Source organism: Bradyrhizobium manausense, assembly GCF_001440035.1.
Lineage (GTDB): Bacteria > Pseudomonadota > Alphaproteobacteria > Rhizobiales > Xanthobacteraceae > Bradyrhizobium > Bradyrhizobium manausense.
In genome coordinates, this window is record NZ_LJYG01000042.1 from 59817 (window position 1) to 74978 (window position 15162).

The following is a 15162-nucleotide window of genomic DNA, read 5'->3' on the forward strand; positions in this document are numbered from 1 at the left end:
GGAGCGGCCGATGCCTTGTCCCGTCACCGCGTCGCGATAGCGCCAGGTCGCGCCGGCGCCGGCGTCGAGCAGCACGCTGACGATGGCGAGGTCGAACTCCGCGCGCGCCCGCGCCGCGCGATCGGGCCACGAGGTCGCATCGGCCAATTGCGCCCAGCGGTCGACGCCGCCGGACACAAAATGCCGCCAGCGCGCGTGGAAGGGAATGTCGAGCGTCGGATAGGCTTTTCGCGTCACCGCGAGCACGGCCTCGGCAACGCCATCCATGCGATCGAGATCGATGGTGAAATGCGTGAGGGCGCCGTTCAGGCCGATCTCGAGCATCCGCTCGGCACGCGCGCGAACCGCCTTCGCGGTCAGCAGCGCGCGTGCCTCTTGTTCTGAAGCGTCCGCCATTACCAGATCAGTATTTTTCCAGCGAACGCCCGACCACGCCACCCACGTCCTTCTCCGGCGCAATGTCGGTGGAGTAATAGCCGGCGGCCTTCTTCGCGGCGATCTCGACATAGGCGTCGGCCGGGATCAGCTCCGGCGGGATCGGCACGCGCTCGACGATGTCGATGCCCTGCGAGGTCAGCGCGTCGTATTTCATGTCGCTCATCGACAGGAAACGGTCGATGCGCTTCAGGCCGAGCCAATGGATCGTATCCGGCATCAGCTGCTGGAAGCGCGCGTCCTGGACACCCGCGACGCATTCGGTGCGCTCGAAATAGGCGGCAGCCGCATCGCCGTCCTCCTGGCGCTTGCGCGCATTGTAGACCAGGAACTTTGTCACTTCGCCAAGCGCGCGGCCTTCCTTGCGGTTGTAGACGACGAGCCCGAGCCCGCCCTCCTGCGCGCCGCGCGCGGATTCCTCGATGCCGTGGATCAGATACGGCCGGCAGGTGCAGATGTCGGAGCCGAACACGTCGGAGCCGTTGCACTCATCGTGCACGCGGCAAGTGATCTTGGTGCGATGGTCCGGCAGCTTGGTCACATCGCCGAACATGTAGACCGTGGTGCCGCCGATCGGCGGCAGGAACACTTTCAGGTCGGGGCGCGTCACCAGCTCGGGGAACATGCCGGCGGTCTGCTCGAACAGCGTGCGGCGCAGCTCGGTCTCGTTGGTCTTGAAGCGCTCGGCAAGGCCGGGCAGGTACCAGACCGGATCGATCGCGATCTTCACCACCGAGACGCTGCCATTGGCGTGCACGACCTCGCCATCGGCGCGCAGGCGCTTGGCCGCCAGCGCCTCGCGGATTTCGGGCAGGTCGAGCCGCGCCCGCGTCACCGCGATGCTCGGCCTGATATCGACGCCCTCGGCGATGTCCTTGCCGAAATTCTCGGCGACCAGATGCCCCCAGGGATCGAGCGCGACGATCTTGGCGGGATCGCGCCATTGCTCGAACGGGCCGATCGTCGCCGCGGGGAAGGTGTTGGTGAGATCGGGGCGCCGGATCGGATCGAGCGCGCCGGCGGAGACCGCGAGCGCGCGGTACATCGCATAGGAGCCGCCATGGCTGCCGATCACGTTGCGATCCCCGGTGCGCGACACCGTGCCGATGATCGGCCCGCGGGCGCGCGCGTCGGCGGCGCCCCAATGAATCGGGTAGGCGGCTTTCTTGCCCGGCTCCGGATGAGAGGTGAGGCGGATATGCTCAGTACGGTTCGCGCGGCTCATGGCCAAACTCCCAAAAAGCCAACGGCCCGCCGCTCGGACGGGCCTGGCTTATCAGCGTTGCCGGAGCGGAGCCCGGCGACGCAATCCACCATATTGTAACGGCCCTTGGCGACAGACAAGTTAATCGTGCGGGACGGCCCGCCGCGCCGGCCGGCCCGGATCGGCGAAGGCGCCTGGATGCGCCCTATATCTATGTAATTGTTAAATTTTTTGAAGAGGCGCGTCGGCCGACTGGATAAAGCCGGCGTATTCGGACATACCGGGCGGATTGCCCCCGGAGTGCGCCAATGCCTTCAACCAACATGTCCACCGCCAGCTACATCGATCCCCGCAATGGCAAGCTCTATTCCCTGCATGAGCCGCGCTGGTGCTCGGACGAGCGCACGCCGCTGCTGGTGACACCAGGGGCGGGGATTTCGCGCGACGACATCGATCGCGGCACGCGGTCGCTGTGGCGCTACCGCGCGGCGCTGCCGGTGGAGATCAAGGATCCGATTTCGCTGGGCACCGGCTGCACGCCACTGGTCGCGCAGGATTGGGGCGAGCTGCGGCCGTTCTTCAAGCTCGAATGGTTCAACCCGACCGGCAGCTTCAAGGACCGCGGCTCCGCGGTGATGCTGTCGTTTCTCCGGCAGATCGGCGTCAACGCCATTCTGGAGGATTCCTCCGGCAATGGCGGCTCGTCGATGGCAGGCCTTGGCGCCGCCGGCGGCATCCGCGTGAAGATTTTGGCGCCGGCCTCGACCTCTCCCGCAAAAATCGCGCAGGTGCGCGCCTATGGCGCCGAAGTGCAACTCGTCGAAGGTCCGCGCGAGGAATCGGAGGCCGAAGCCATCAGGCAATCGCGCCAGACCTTTTACGCCAGCCATAACTGGCAGCCGTTCTTTCTCGAGGGCACCAAATCGCTCGCCTATGAGATCTGGGAAGATCTCGGCTTTCGCGCGCCCGACAATGTCATCGTCCCGGTCGGCGCCGGCTCGAGCCTGCTCGGCTGCGCCTTCGGCTTCCGCGAGCTCTTGAAGGCGGGGCAGATTGCAAAGCTGCCGCGCCTGTTCGCGGCGCAGCCGCTCAACTGCTCGCCGATCGATGCCAGCTTCAAGGCCGGCGTCGACACGCCCGTCGCGCGCGAGGTGAGCAAGACCATCGCCGAAGGCACCGCGATCAAGCATCCGCTGCGCCTGCGCGAGATCATAGGTGCCTTGCGCGAGAGCGGCGGCGGCACCGTTGCGCTCACGGAAGACGAGATCGTCGCCGCCCTGCGCCGTCTTTCGCGGCAGGGCCTGTTCGCCGAGCCCACCAGCGCCAGCGCGGCCGCGGCGCTGGAGAAGCTCGCCGCCAGCGGTGCCATCAAGGCGAATGAGACCACCGTCGCAGTCCTCACCGGCACAGGGCTGAAAGCCGCGACCACGGTGGCCGATTTGGTGGGGTAGGGTGGGGCGTCTCTACGCTCGCAATGACGGACCACCTCACTCCTTCAAATCATTCACCTGCCTCACCCAGGCGCGCACATCCACGAGCACCTCGGGCAGCACCGCTCTCACCTCCGGCACGGTCATGCCGGCCTTGATGCGGGGATCGTAGAGCAGGTTGAGGATGTACTGGTCGTAGACGTCGAAATAGCCCATCGACACATTGTCGTTGAACATGGTCCACGGCACGCTCGCGGTGTCGTTGATCGGCCCCAGCGATTGCAGCACTTCTTCGTAGGCGCAGTCGAGGAAGGTGAAGTCGCTGACGTCGACAGTGAGGATGACGTCGGAATGCTCGATCTCGAATTGCTCGTTCTTGCGGAATCCTGACAGGCACTGCGGATCGAGCGAGGTGCGGATCTCGCGCGCCTTCTCCGCGCCGTAGAAGCTTGTGATGGTGCGGTAGAGGTCGCGGTCGCGCACCAGCTTCACCCGCACATTGGCCGCTTCGCTCGTGTCGGTCATGGCGATGTCGAGATGCTGCACGCGCGCGGCAATGTCGGCCACGACCTTCCCGAGCTGCACCTTGCGGTCGGCGCGGTCGGTCTCGGCGAACACGCGCACCGGGGCGTCGAACTTGCGGATGCGATCGACGCGGCCGGCGAGATGGTATTCGGCGCCGAAGGCAGTCTTGAAAAAGCCGTCGACGATCTCGGCGTCGGTAAAGCTTTTTTTCTCGGTGCGCTGGCGCGAGGCGACCGCGGGCAATTCGCCGGCGGTGGCCGTGGTAGCGGTATCAGGCACAGATGTGAGCGCTGCAAACGCCAGCAGGGCGAAGCGTAGGGCAGGTGGGACCAATGCGCTCATCGTCGTGCAACGCTGCCGTATTCGCTGCGTGCACACAAGTCCGCAAATGCGCGCGTCGAGCAGATTCCGTCCGCTTCAGGCACGGTGCCGTAGGGTGGGCAAAGCGAAGCGTGCCCACGCATTTTTCGCGATCGAGACAGATGGTGGGCACGGCGCAAATGCGCCTTTGCCCACCCTACGGCACCGTCGATGCGGCTAGTTGTTCAGCACCACCACTGTCGTGCCGACATTGACGCGGCTGTAGAGGTCGGTGACGTCGTCATTGGTCATGCGGAAGCAGCCCGAGGAGACGGCCTGGCCGATCGTCTCCGGCTCGTTGGAGCCGTGGATACGATAGAGTGTCGAGCCCAGATACATGGCGCGCGCGCCGAGCGGATTCTCGATGCCGCCCTTCATGTGGCGCGGCAGGTCCGGCCGGCGCGCCAGCATTTGCGACGGCGGCGTCCATTCCGGCCATTCCTTCTTGGCGGTGATCTTGTGCACCCCGCCCCAGCGGAAGCCGTCGCGGCCGACGCCGATGCCGTAGCGCAAAGCCTGGCCGTTCCCGAGCACCAGATAGAGCCGGCGCTCGGCCGTGTTCACCACGACCGTGCCGGGGGCATAATTGCCGTTATACATGACGGTGGCACGTGGGATCGGGCTCGCGCCGCCACCGAGATAGCCGGTGGAACTGGTGCCCGTGAAGTCGACCATCCCCGCGGCGGATGCGCTGCTCGCTCCGATCGTCGCGGCCACCATGGTGGCGACAGTTGCGGCAAGAAACCGGATCATTCATTCCCCCAGCAAAAAAATCGATTCAATGGCAAAACACAGGCCATATTTGCCGGCGTTTCGCAAGCCACGGCCGCGTGAGGCGTGGTGGTTGCCGTTACCAAATCGGAAACCGCCTCAAAACACTGTTAGCCAAACAAGCGCATCGCGGCGCGGGACAGGGCCGCAATGCCCGCACTTGCTTTGACGGGCCGCGCGAACAATGATTGATCCGATGGAACGTCGGAAATGGCCTTGCGGGAGTATGGGATGAACGGTGCGGAAAGCCTGGTGCGGACGATGGTCAAGGGCGGGGTGGACGTCTGCTTCACCAACCCGGGCACCTCAGAGATGCATTTTGTCGCGGCGCTCGACCGCGTGCCCGGCATGCGCTGCGTGCTCGGCCTGTTCGAAGGCGTGGTGACGGGCGCGGCCGATGGCTATTTCCGCATGAAGGGCACGCCTGCCTCCACCCTGCTGCATCTCGGCCCGGGTCTCGCCAATGGCCTTGCCAATCTGCACAACGCCAAGAAGGCCAATTCCGGCATCGTCAACATCGTCGGCCAGCATGCCGTCTACCACATCGACTACAATGCGCCGCTGACCTCCGACATCGAGGGCCTGGCCCGGCCGATGTCATCCTGGGTCCGCACCTCGCCGAATTCCAAGGCGGTCGCCGCCGACGGCGCCGCCGCGATCGCCGCCGCCAAAAGCGCCCCGCCGCAGATCGCGACCCTGATCCTCCCCGCAGACACCGCCTGGAACGAGGCCGACGGCATCGCCGAGGTCCCGGCCGAGCAGCAGCGCGCCAGCTATTCGCCGCAGGCGGTCGAGAAGGCCGCAAGGATCCTGCACGGGGACGGCGAGGGGACATTGTTGCTGATGACCGGCAGCGCCTTGAGCGAGCACGGCCTGGCGCTGGCCGAGCGCATCGCCGGCAAGACCGGCTGCACCGTGATGGGCCCGACCTTTCGCCCGAAGATGGCGCGCGGCCGCGGCCGTTACTCGATCGACCGTATCCATTATGTGATCGAGAACGCGCTGCCGATGCTGGCAAAATTCCGTCACATCGTGCTGGTCGAGTCCGACGATCCCGTGGCGTTCTTCGCCTATCCGAACAAGCCGAGCATGCTCAAGCCCGAGGGTTGCGAGGTCCATCGCATGACCTCCTGGGGCGAGAATTCGGTGGCGGCGCTGGAAGCGCTCGCCGGCGCCGTGAAGGCCAGCGCCAGGGACGTCAAGCCGCAAGCTTTGCAGGAGTTGGTCAAGCCGACGGGTGCGCTCAGCTTCGCCTCGATCGCGCAGGCGATCGCCTGTGCGATCCCCGAGAACGCCATCATGGTCGACGAGTCCCTCACCACCGGCCGCGGCTTCTTCCCGCCGACGGCCGCTGCGGCACCGCATGACTGGCTGCAGAACATGGGCGGCTCGATCGGCTTCTCGACGCCGCTGTCGATCGGCGCCGCGATCGCCTGTCCGGATCGCAAGGTCATCACCATGGTCGGCGACGGCAGCGCGATGTACACGATCCAGTCGCTGTGGACGCAGGCCCGCGAGAACCTCAACATCGTCACCATCGTGTTCGCCAACCGCATCTACCAGATCCTGCGCGGCGAGTTCGACAATGTCGGCGCCGGCGAGCCCGGCCAGCGCGCCAACGACATGCTGAGGCTCGACCGTCCCACGCTCGATTTCGTCGCGCTGGCCAAGGGCATGGGCGTGCCCGGCCGCGCGGTGACAAATGCCGACGAGTTCAACAAGGCGCTGGCCGAAGCCGTCGCCGAGCCGGGCCCGCGGCTGATCGAGGTCGTGATGTAAGCCAAGTCTCTCCCCACGTCGTCCCGGCCTAGTGCGCAATTGCGCACGGGGAGCCGGGACCCATAACCCCGGGGAGCGGTTTGGCGAAGACTCGGAGTCCGGCACATGCACCGAGCACACTTGATAGTCCTCGCGGTATGGGTCCCGGCCTCCGCCGGGACGACATCGAACTAGGAGCGTGATGGCCCGGAGGCACGATGCAGACCGAGCTGAACAAGGTGATCGCGGCGCTCAGGGAGTTCTATGCCCAGGAAACATTCCTGTTCGAGAAGGACGTCGGCGAACGCGCCATCACGCACCGCTTCGCCGTCTATCTCGAGCAGCAATTTTCGGGCTGGGCGGTCGACTGCAACTACGACCGCCTCGGCGAGCGCACGCTGCATCTGCCGCGCGGCAGCATCATCTCGACCGACGATCATCTCGGCAAGTCGATCTATCCTGACGTCGTCGTGCACCAGCGCGAGATCCCGAACAATCTGCTCACCATCGAGATCCGCAAGGCCAGCAATCACACGCCGCTCGAGCACGACCAGCACAAGCTGATGGCGCTGACCGATCCGCATATCTGGTTCGCCTATTGGATCGGCGTGCTGCTGGTGCTGGACAAGCACGGCGTGACGATGTCGGAAGTCTATCTCAGCGGCGTCCTCGATCCGCCGCAGTCGCTCTGGCTCGCGGCGCGGCTTGCGGAGAGCGGCCTCACAGCCGCGCACAAGACTGCATTGTGACGTGCTGAAGCCGAACGGGTTGGGCCTACAGCACCGCTCTCTCCGTTCCCTCCCCCCTTGTGGGGGAGCGCCAGGGAGGGGGGTACCACACGGGGATTTAGCTGCCCTCATTTCATCGTCAATAATCGAAACCTTTTGCTGGGCTACCCCTCTCCCTAGCCCTCCCCCACAAGGGGAGGGAACGCACCTTCGTCGGCGCACTAGTCCTTGCCATCATTCACGCGCGTGAAAACAAAAAGGCCGCCCGCATGACACGGACGGCCTCGCATCGTGAACCCTCACCCGCTCAATGCAGCGGAGCACCATTACCGAGCGCGTAGGTCACCAGATCCTTCAGCTTGAAATCGGGACCGGTCACCGGCGCCCAGTTCGGGTCGAGCGACAGCACGGAGGAGGCGTCGCCGAACATCATGCCGAGGAAGACTTCGGCGACGATGCGGCCGCCGACCGGGCCGAGCTGCGGCGTCGTGATTCCGGTCGCCGGCGCGCCGGTGGCGGCGACCGTGACCTTTGTCGCGTACTGACGCGCTTCCGCCAGGATGTAGGTCCAGAGCGGGCAATTGCCTTTGAACGCGCCGTTCGCGATCGACGCGATCGGAACCTGCGGGTCGCCGGCACCGGGATTGTCGACCGCCCGGCCGATTTTGATCTGCTCGTCGGTCAACGGCGTCTGGTGCATCGCCCTCGCGACCGCCTGGCCCGAGGGCAGGCCAAGCCGCCAGCCGCGTTCGAGATTGCGCAGCGCCAGCGACGACGGGTTGGAGGCGACCTCCGGCGGCAGCTGGCGCAGCGGATCGACCAGCGAGGTGTCGATGCGATAGGCGAACTGGAGGCGCCGCTTGTTGTCGGGATTGGTGCTGTCGTCCTCGACGCCATAGGCGCGTGTGTCGACGTCGATGAAGCGACCCCAGTCGATGGCGCGTCCGGGCCCCATGCTGCGGAAGCCGGTCAGCGCGTTGGTGTCGGGGTTGTTGGGGTCGGGGAAGATCTGCAGCAGCATGTTGGCGGCGTCGTTGAGCCGATAGCCGGGCCGGATCATGGAATGACCGAGCCGGTAGGCCGCGACCGAAAACTCGACCGGCATGTAGGGATAGGTCTTCCAGTGATAGTAGGCGAGCTTGCTGCGATCGTAGCGGCCGCCGGTCTTGAGATCGTTCAGCACGGTCGCATTGACGATGCGCGGCAGGAAATCGTTCAGCACGACATACTGGTAGTGGAAGCGGACACGCTGTTGCACGTCCTGGAACGAGAGGCCGCCGTTGTCGTCGACCATGCGGTTGTGGAAGCGCAGCATCAACCCCTGGAACTGCGAGACGATGCTGTTCTCGTCGTTGCGGGGATCGCCGATCAGGGCGCGACCCCTGAAGCGCGGCAGGTCATTGGCGTTGGAGACGCCGGTGCCGGTGAGCGGGTCGCCGAGCAGAAACTTGCCGTTGCCGTCGTACATGTAGGGCTGATCGTTCGGCCCGCGACCGTAGACATTGTCCAGATCGAAGGACGGCGTGCGGAAATCGATGAGCCCGTCGGGATCCTGCTGCTTGGCCAGCGAGCTCACCGGATCGAAGGTGATGTCGTGATCGACGAACTGGCCGAAATAAGTGTAGAGCGCGGGAATTCCGCTCTCCTCGGCATCGGGACCGTCCTTGGGCGGATCAAAATCGCCGACCATGTTATCGGCGAGGGCGGAGAGGTTGGCAATGTTGTCGGCTTCGTTCGGACCGAACGTCGCCGGCGTCAGCGTGCGAAACATGCGGCCGAAGCGGCCTTGTGACAGTGGGGAACGGGTGGCGTTGAGGCCGCGCGGCGTAGTGGCGTGACGACTGCTCATAAAGTACCTCCTTGAAAAGTTACGACGGAAAGCAACTAAAGCTGAAGTTGTTCGTGATGAAATATGCAGGTGAGGCTAGACGCAGCAGTTCGGCGTCTCAATGCGCTGCTTCACACATTGCGCGGTGTCGATCCGGTTCCAGCAGCAAGTGCTGCGAGCAAGCTGCGGATGCGCATCGCAAATTTCTCCAACGCAGATGCCGGATAACATTCTCGTCATCGCCATCAGCGCTTCGAGAACGCTTGACGAAGCGAACTTGCTGTTCGCGTAAAAATTGTATTTGAGTGCATGCTGCCGCGGCGACGGTCGCGGCTTCCCGGACTGCTCCGACGCATTGTCGTTCGTGTCCTGGTGCCGGAGCGTGCGCTGCGTTCGGCAATGTGATCCCGGCCACAGTTTGCAGCCGCGGTCCCGCCTATCTTCCCAGCACTTGCACGCGTCGATCCTGCGGGACTACGCTTCCCCTATTGGGGATCAGACATTTTGGAGGTTGTGATGCAAAGATCATATCTGCTGGCTGCGACTGCGGCGCTGGCGCTCATCATGCAGACACCGCTTGCACTGGCGCAGAGCGCGCCCGCCGCGGGGACCACACCGCCGGCGGCTGCCGCCACCACGCCGCCTGCTGCCAACACGGCACCTGCTGCGACCACCGCACCGGCTGCGACCTCGACGCCGGCAGCAAGCACCGACACCTCCACCGCGCCGGCCGGCGCGAAGAAGAGTGCCGAGAAGAAGCCGGCGAAGAAGAAGATGACGCGGCAGCAGGAGATCGATCATTCGATCGACAGCGGCACCGTTCCGGCGCGTTATCGCAGCTCGGTACCGAAGGAGTACCAGCAATACATTCCGTTCGAGAAGAAGTGACGGACTGCACTGCGGCGCGATGTGCACCCGCCTCGCGCCGCGGTGGAACCTGACGGGAGCCATGCAGGCGTGATGGCTGATCTGATCTGCGTCCCCAGTGGCGGGCTCCGGAGCCGGTGTTACACTAGGCCAGGGCGAGGGGGATGATCAGATGGTTGACGATGCGAAGGATGCTGGCCTTGTGGCGATGATCAGCAGCATCCTGGGCGGCAACAAGCGTGCAGATGCGGCGAGCCCGCCGCCGCTTGCCGACTTCCTTCCGGCTGCGTCGGCGCCGGCGCCCGCCGCAGCGATCCCCGAAATTCCCGAAGCGGAGTCGCCGAAGCTCCAGACCCCGCCCGGTGACCCCTCCAACGGCGCATCCGATGCAGCGGCGGCGGCTGCGAAGCCGGTCGTGCCTGCCGGTCAGCCCCTGACGGCGGACGGCAAGCGGCTCTTGCCGGCGCAAGCGATCGCCGATCTCGCGCTTGGCGAGCTCAGAAAGATCGAGGGGTTTCCCGCCTCCGGCGTCTCGGTCACGGTCTACGGTTACAGGCACTGGAACGCGATGATCACCTTCGCGCCGTTCTCGACCAATTTCCAGAATGCGACGCGGTTCCGCCAGGCCCTGCCAGACCTCGTCTTCAAGCTCCGTCGTTTCGTCGAACTTGAGATATAAGGATCAATGGATTGGGTTAGATCGATGCGAGCCCAGGAACTCGTCCACCTCTCCCCGATTGGCAGGGGTGTTCACCGTTCGACAGGATTTTCGAATTGAGCGTTGCCTTTACCAAGGAAGAGAGCGCCGAGACCGCCTCCGAGACGTTGCTGCCGGATCGCCCGATCTCGCCGCATCCGAACCTCGTGACGGAAGCAGGCCTGCAGGCCTTGCAGTCGCAGCTCCATCTCGCGCGCGAAGCCTATGAAGCCGCGCAAGCCGTCGACGACGTCAACGAAAAACGCCGGCAGTCGGCGGTGCCATTGCGCGATATCAGGTATTTCGGCGAACGGCTGCGCACCGCGCAGCTCGTTCCCAATCCGGTCTCGAACGATGTCGTCGCCTTCGGCAGCACCGTGACCTTCAGCCGTGCCGACGGCCGCGTGCAGACCTACCGCATCGTCGGCGAGGATGAAGCCGACCCGAAGGCGGGCTCGATCTCGTTCGTATCGCCGGTCGCGAAGTCGCTGATGGGGAAGGCGGTGGGTGACGTCGTGGGCACGGGCGCGCAGGAGATCGAGGTGCTGGCGATCGCTTAAGGCAGCGCGTTGGCCGTGCCCTCCGTCATTGCGAGGAGCCCTTGCGACGAAGCAATCCGGAGTCTCTCCACGGAAAGATTCTGGATTGCTTCGCTGCGCTCGCAATGACGTGGTTGGAGCAGTGCTTGCTCGCGGGCGTCCGGCCCGCAGCGCCCGCCTTTCTGATGATTGCATCATGCTCCTGTTTTGCCCGACGGAGCAAGACAAATTCGGAAAATTCGTAGTCCGTCCGGCCGGCGCCGGCTACTGTGCATGGGGTTGTTTTGACGATTTCGACGGAGCGGGAGCAAGACGTCAGTCCGTCCATGCTCTTCGAGCCACGCGAAGCCTTTTGGCGAAGCGTGGTGGGCGCACAAGGGATCGAACCTTGGACCTCTCCCGTGTGAACCACAATCCATAGTCCCTAGCCAACGTGAGTCAGACATAGTAAAAAGTGGACAAGCGCTTGCAGTGCAGGTGTTTTTGCCATTTGTGGCCATAGCAGGCCATGGCTGACCTAACTACATTTTGTGTGCCCCCGCTGTGCCCCCGCGGAATCTTCCCTTGGGGCACACAGATCGGGGAAGGTCTGTGCTCGCTCTGTTCTTCAAGGGGCCGTCCTTCCACATTGGTGTGCCCCGAGGCGGAAAAGCGAAGGAAAGTCAATGATCACTTTCCCTTCGCTCGGATGATCCGGGCGGCTGCGGGGCACACCGCGACAGGGAGCGCAGGGATCATGCCGGAGCCGACCAACCAGCTGACACTCACAGATGCGGTGATCCGCAACGCCACGCTGCCGCCGGGCAAGGCGCAGTATTATCTCCATGACGACAAACTGCCCGGCCTCGCCCTGCGTATGCGCGCCACCGGCGGCCGGACCTGGGTCTACCTTTTCACCAAGCCGGGGGTGAGGGGGACCCAGCGCAAGACGCTCGGCGCGTGGCCCAAATATAATGAGAAGGCAGCGCGCAAGGCCGCCACCATCGCCGCGGGCGAGGTCTTCAAGGGCGTGGATCCGAACGACGCCAAGCGCGAGGCAAAGCGGCAACAGCTGGCCGAGACGCAGTGCACCACGCTGGCAACATTGATCATCGAAGATGGCCCCTACGAAAAGTCCCTGACCGGACGTCAGGTCGTCAACTGGAAACCAGCAATGTCGGCGCTGCGACGCGGTCTTAAGGATCACTTCGATCTCGCCATCGCCGAGCTGACGCGACGGCAAATCATGGCGGCGGTCGACAAGGTCGCCAAGACTGGTAAGCGCGGAGCAGCCAAAGACCTCCGCAAGCACACGCATACCTTCCTCGAGTGGTGCGTCGGCGAAGGCTACGTCGATCACAACGTGCTCGCCGGCTATCGCGCTCCCAAGGAAACTCGTGCGCAAAGGGTCGGGCGCCGAACGAAGGGCCGCGCGCTGGCGGATGAGGAGATCATCAAGGTCTGGCATGCATCCGGCAAGCTGGGGGCTTTCGGACTATTGACGCGCATGTGCCTGCTAGGTGGCCCGCGCCGTAGCGAGCCAACCATGATCAGGTGGCAAAAGGACATCATGGATGACCGCATTACCTTCGATGCGGCATGGACCAAGATGGGTCTGCACCATGACGTGCCGCGTACTCACCTCGTCGACGAGGTGCTCGCAGCCGCGAAACATTTTCAACGCGCGACTTCCGACTATGTCTTCCCGTCACCGAAGACCGGTGGCCAGATGTCGGGCTTCACCAAAATGGTCAGCCGTTTGGTCAAGGAAGCGGGTGTTGACAAGTTCACCATGCATGACCTGAGGCGCAGCTTGCGCACGATCATGTCGCGCTGCGGCTACGACAACGAAATCCAGCGGCTGTGTGTCGGGCAAAAGCCGAGCGGTATCGATCAGGTCTACAATCACGACGAACAGTGGATCATCCGTAAGATGGCGTTCGAAGCGGCTCATGACTACATCGCCGAGTTGCTCGGTGCGACACGGGTCGGCAAGGTTGTGCGCCTGCAGCGGACGAATCCGCTCGACCCCATCAAGGCTGAGCTGCTCGGCCGCCTCCGCGAGCACTATGCGGCTGAGGGCGCTTAGCTGCCTTATCGTATCCGGCCAGATAGTCGCGCACCGCATCGACACGATAGAGCGGGCGGCCGTCGACGTAGCGCCATTTCAGCGGGTGATTCGGATCGCGCCGCCACTGCTCCAGCGCTCCCGGCGTGCGCCGGATGACCGCGGCGGCCTCTAATGCCGTCAAATTAGAGCTGCCCGGTAGCGTATCGATATCGAATGTCGCGGGTGGCGGCATGCCACGGTTCTTGCGATGGCGCTTCGTGGCGTGTGGCATTTTCCGGCTACTTGGCGACCCTAACGCCTCGATCGGAGCCTTCTCGTCCCTGCCGCTCATGCCTCAGTCTCGAACCACGATTGGTCTGAGGCGATAAGATCGCAGGCTGCTCTAGCAATAAAGAAATCAAGTGCGCAGATATGGCTGCTGGGTCGCTGTGGCGTACAAATAGGACGAACCGCTTCGATTGGTCTGGGACGCGCCCGGGAACTCTTTTCGCTTCCGATCTTCGGCCTCATAACTTGAAGGTCACGGGTTAAATCCTATCCCACAACAAAATTTTTCTAAGTTATATCAATAAATTAGCAAGCCTCTGGCGGGCTTTTTCATGCTATACAAGGCCTTCCCGAAGGCTCTCAAGGAAAACCATTGTTTGGCAATGGGTCAGGCCAATTCCGGCTCGGATTACCAAATAGTTTCAATCACTCCACGGCAGTCAGCCAACACGTGAGCCAGAACATAAGAGAATTGACGAGAATCCGGGATAAGACTACGCTAATCCGCGTATTAGCGTTTCAAAGCGCGTCGCAAGGGGTGTTATGGCGACTGAGAAGACTTTCGGCGGGGCCATCGCCGAGGCCCGAAAGGCAAAGAGCTGGAGCCTAAAGGATCTGGCATCGCGGATTTTGCGCGAAGACGAGGAGCCGATCTCGCCGCAATATCTGAATGACATCGAACATGATCGCCGCAGCCCCTCTTCTGATCGCATGGTGCAGCAATTTGCTGACATCCTCGGTATTAATCGTGATTGGCTCTACTATTTGGCCGGACGTTTTCCGGAAGACGTTCGAGTAAAGAATCTGACGGAGAAAGAAGTCACTGACGCGATGCTTGCTTTCAGAGGTGGGCCGCCGAAGGGAAGGACTCGGCGATAGGGTGCGATACGTTCCCGACAAGACTGGCAGGTTTTCCCAGCGCCCGCACTTCAAGCCGCAGGAGCTTGATAGGGAGTGCGAAAGCATCGTTGCCGGCTTTCTGAGGGAGCGCCGCGGCGAAGCCAAGTATCCTGTTTCCACAGACGAGCTAACGGTGCTGATCGAGCGCGATACAGAGTCCCTCGATCAGTTCGCTGATCTTTCGGCCTATGGTCCGAATGTCGAGGGTCTGACCCTCTTTCAGCCCGGCCGTAAGCCGCAAGTCAAAATCTCGGCTCGTTTGGCTGAGGACGAGCGTCGGCAAAATCGCCTTCGTACGACCTTGGCCCATGAGTATGGGCATGTCCGGTTTCATGCCATTCTCTGGGATATGGAGCCTCCCAGCGCCGATCTGCTAAGGCGCAAACCTACCGCCAACATGCAAATCTGCTACCGCGACACCATGCTCGATGCCGTGCAGACCGACTGGATGGAGTGGCAGGCAGGATATGCGTGCGGTGCGTTCCTGATGCCGGCATCGGCGCTTCGGCAACTCATCAGATCGTATATGGAGCGACAGGGACTGTTCGGTGTTGTCGGCGAGCGCGATCCGCACGGACAGGATCTGATCGAGATTGTGAAGGATGGGTTCGAGGTTTCCGCCGACGCCGCCCGTATCCGGCTCATTAAGCTTGGAATTCTCGGCCCAACAGGCTCCGGTCCCTCACTTTTCAACTTCTAATCCACAGGCGCCGAAGCGGGAAATGTCCCGGGTTGTATCTCCTCCGTCATTGTGTTACGCTAATTAGCAGATCGGCGGATAAGCAGCCGAGCTGAGAAAGGGA

14 protein-coding genes are annotated in these 15162 nt (G+C 63.3%); 9 read left to right on the plus strand and 5 right to left on the minus strand.

What is annotated here, in order from left to right:
* Together AOQ71_RS47520 and AOQ71_RS09060 are read right to left on the minus strand one after the other, a co-directional pair.
* A partial coding sequence (locus AOQ71_RS47520) for a DUF1688 family protein (RefSeq protein ID WP_245316815.1) occupies positions 1–396 on the minus strand: 396 nt, incomplete at its 3' end.
* Positions 397–403: 7 nt separating this feature from the next.
* Positions 404–1660: a GTP cyclohydrolase II gene (locus AOQ71_RS09060; protein WP_057744712.1), complete on the minus strand. Its 1257-nt coding sequence runs from the start codon at positions 1658–1660 to the stop codon at positions 404–406.
* A 302-nt stretch (positions 1661–1962) separates the two neighbouring features.
* Here AOQ71_RS09060 and AOQ71_RS09065 point away from each other — a divergent pair, with 302 nt between their 5' ends.
* Positions 1963–3090 (plus strand): threonine synthase, encoded by a 1128-nt coding sequence (locus AOQ71_RS09065; RefSeq protein WP_057744808.1) that lies wholly within the window; start codon positions 1963–1965, stop codon positions 3088–3090.
* A gap of 36 nt (positions 3091–3126) precedes the next feature.
* Here the strand turns inward: AOQ71_RS09065 and AOQ71_RS09070 are convergent, their stop codons facing one another.
* Positions 3127–3936, minus strand: a complete 810-nt coding sequence (locus AOQ71_RS09070; protein WP_057744716.1) for a DUF2927 domain-containing protein — start codon at positions 3934–3936, stop codon at positions 3127–3129.
* A 195-nt stretch (positions 3937–4131) separates the two neighbouring features.
* On the minus strand, positions 4132–4629 hold the full coding sequence (locus AOQ71_RS09075; protein ID WP_430648614.1) for a L,D-transpeptidase: 498 nt from the start codon (positions 4627–4629) through the stop codon (positions 4132–4134).
* A 327-nt stretch (positions 4630–4956) separates the two neighbouring features.
* On the opposite strand from AOQ71_RS09075, the gene AOQ71_RS09080 reads away from it, so the two are divergent.
* Positions 4957–6504 carry an acetolactate synthase large subunit gene (locus AOQ71_RS09080; protein ID WP_057744811.1) on the plus strand — a complete coding sequence of 516 codons (1548 nt, stop codon included), beginning with the start codon at positions 4957–4959 and terminating at the stop codon, positions 6502–6504.
* A 197-nt stretch (positions 6505–6701) separates the two neighbouring features.
* Positions 6702–7232, plus strand: a complete 531-nt coding sequence (locus tag AOQ71_RS09085) for a hypothetical protein (protein ID WP_057744723.1) — start codon at positions 6702–6704, stop codon at positions 7230–7232.
* Positions 7233–7518: 286 nt separating this feature from the next.
* Here AOQ71_RS09085 and AOQ71_RS09090 read toward each other — a convergent pair whose 3' ends face one another.
* On the minus strand, positions 7519–9060 hold the full coding sequence (locus AOQ71_RS09090) for a peroxidase family protein (RefSeq protein ID WP_057744726.1): 1542 nt from the start codon (positions 9058–9060) through the stop codon (positions 7519–7521).
* Positions 9061–9555: 495 nt separating this feature from the next.
* Here AOQ71_RS09090 and AOQ71_RS09095 point away from each other — a divergent pair, with 495 nt between their 5' ends.
* From AOQ71_RS09095 to AOQ71_RS09120, 6 genes are all read left to right on the plus strand, one after another.
* Positions 9556–9927 (plus strand): hypothetical protein, encoded by a 372-nt coding sequence (locus AOQ71_RS09095; protein ID WP_057744729.1) that lies wholly within the window; start codon positions 9556–9558, stop codon positions 9925–9927.
* 151 nt (positions 9928–10078) lie between these two features.
* The gene (locus AOQ71_RS09100) at positions 10079–10585 is read left to right on the plus strand and encodes a hypothetical protein (RefSeq protein ID WP_057744733.1); all 507 of its coding nucleotides are present in this window, start codon (positions 10079–10081) and stop codon (positions 10583–10585) included.
* Positions 10586–10680: 95 nt separating this feature from the next.
* Positions 10681–11163 (plus strand): transcription elongation factor GreA, encoded by a 483-nt coding sequence (greA, locus tag AOQ71_RS09105; protein WP_057744739.1) that lies wholly within the window; start codon positions 10681–10683, stop codon positions 11161–11163.
* Positions 11164–11878: 715 nt separating this feature from the next.
* The gene (locus AOQ71_RS09110; protein WP_057744814.1) at positions 11879–13210 is read left to right on the plus strand and encodes a tyrosine-type recombinase/integrase; all 1332 of its coding nucleotides are present in this window, start codon (positions 11879–11881) and stop codon (positions 13208–13210) included.
* Between the two features lie 792 nt (positions 13211–14002).
* A complete protein-coding gene (locus AOQ71_RS09115) occupies positions 14003–14338 on the plus strand; it encodes a helix-turn-helix domain-containing protein (protein ID WP_057744742.1) in 336 nt (111 codons plus the stop codon).
* A 1-nt stretch (position 14339) separates the two neighbouring features.
* Positions 14340–15059 carry an ImmA/IrrE family metallo-endopeptidase gene (locus AOQ71_RS09120; RefSeq protein ID WP_057744817.1) on the plus strand — a complete coding sequence of 240 codons (720 nt, stop codon included), beginning with the start codon at positions 14340–14342 and terminating at the stop codon, positions 15057–15059.
* The last annotated feature ends 103 nt before the right edge of the window (positions 15060–15162 follow it).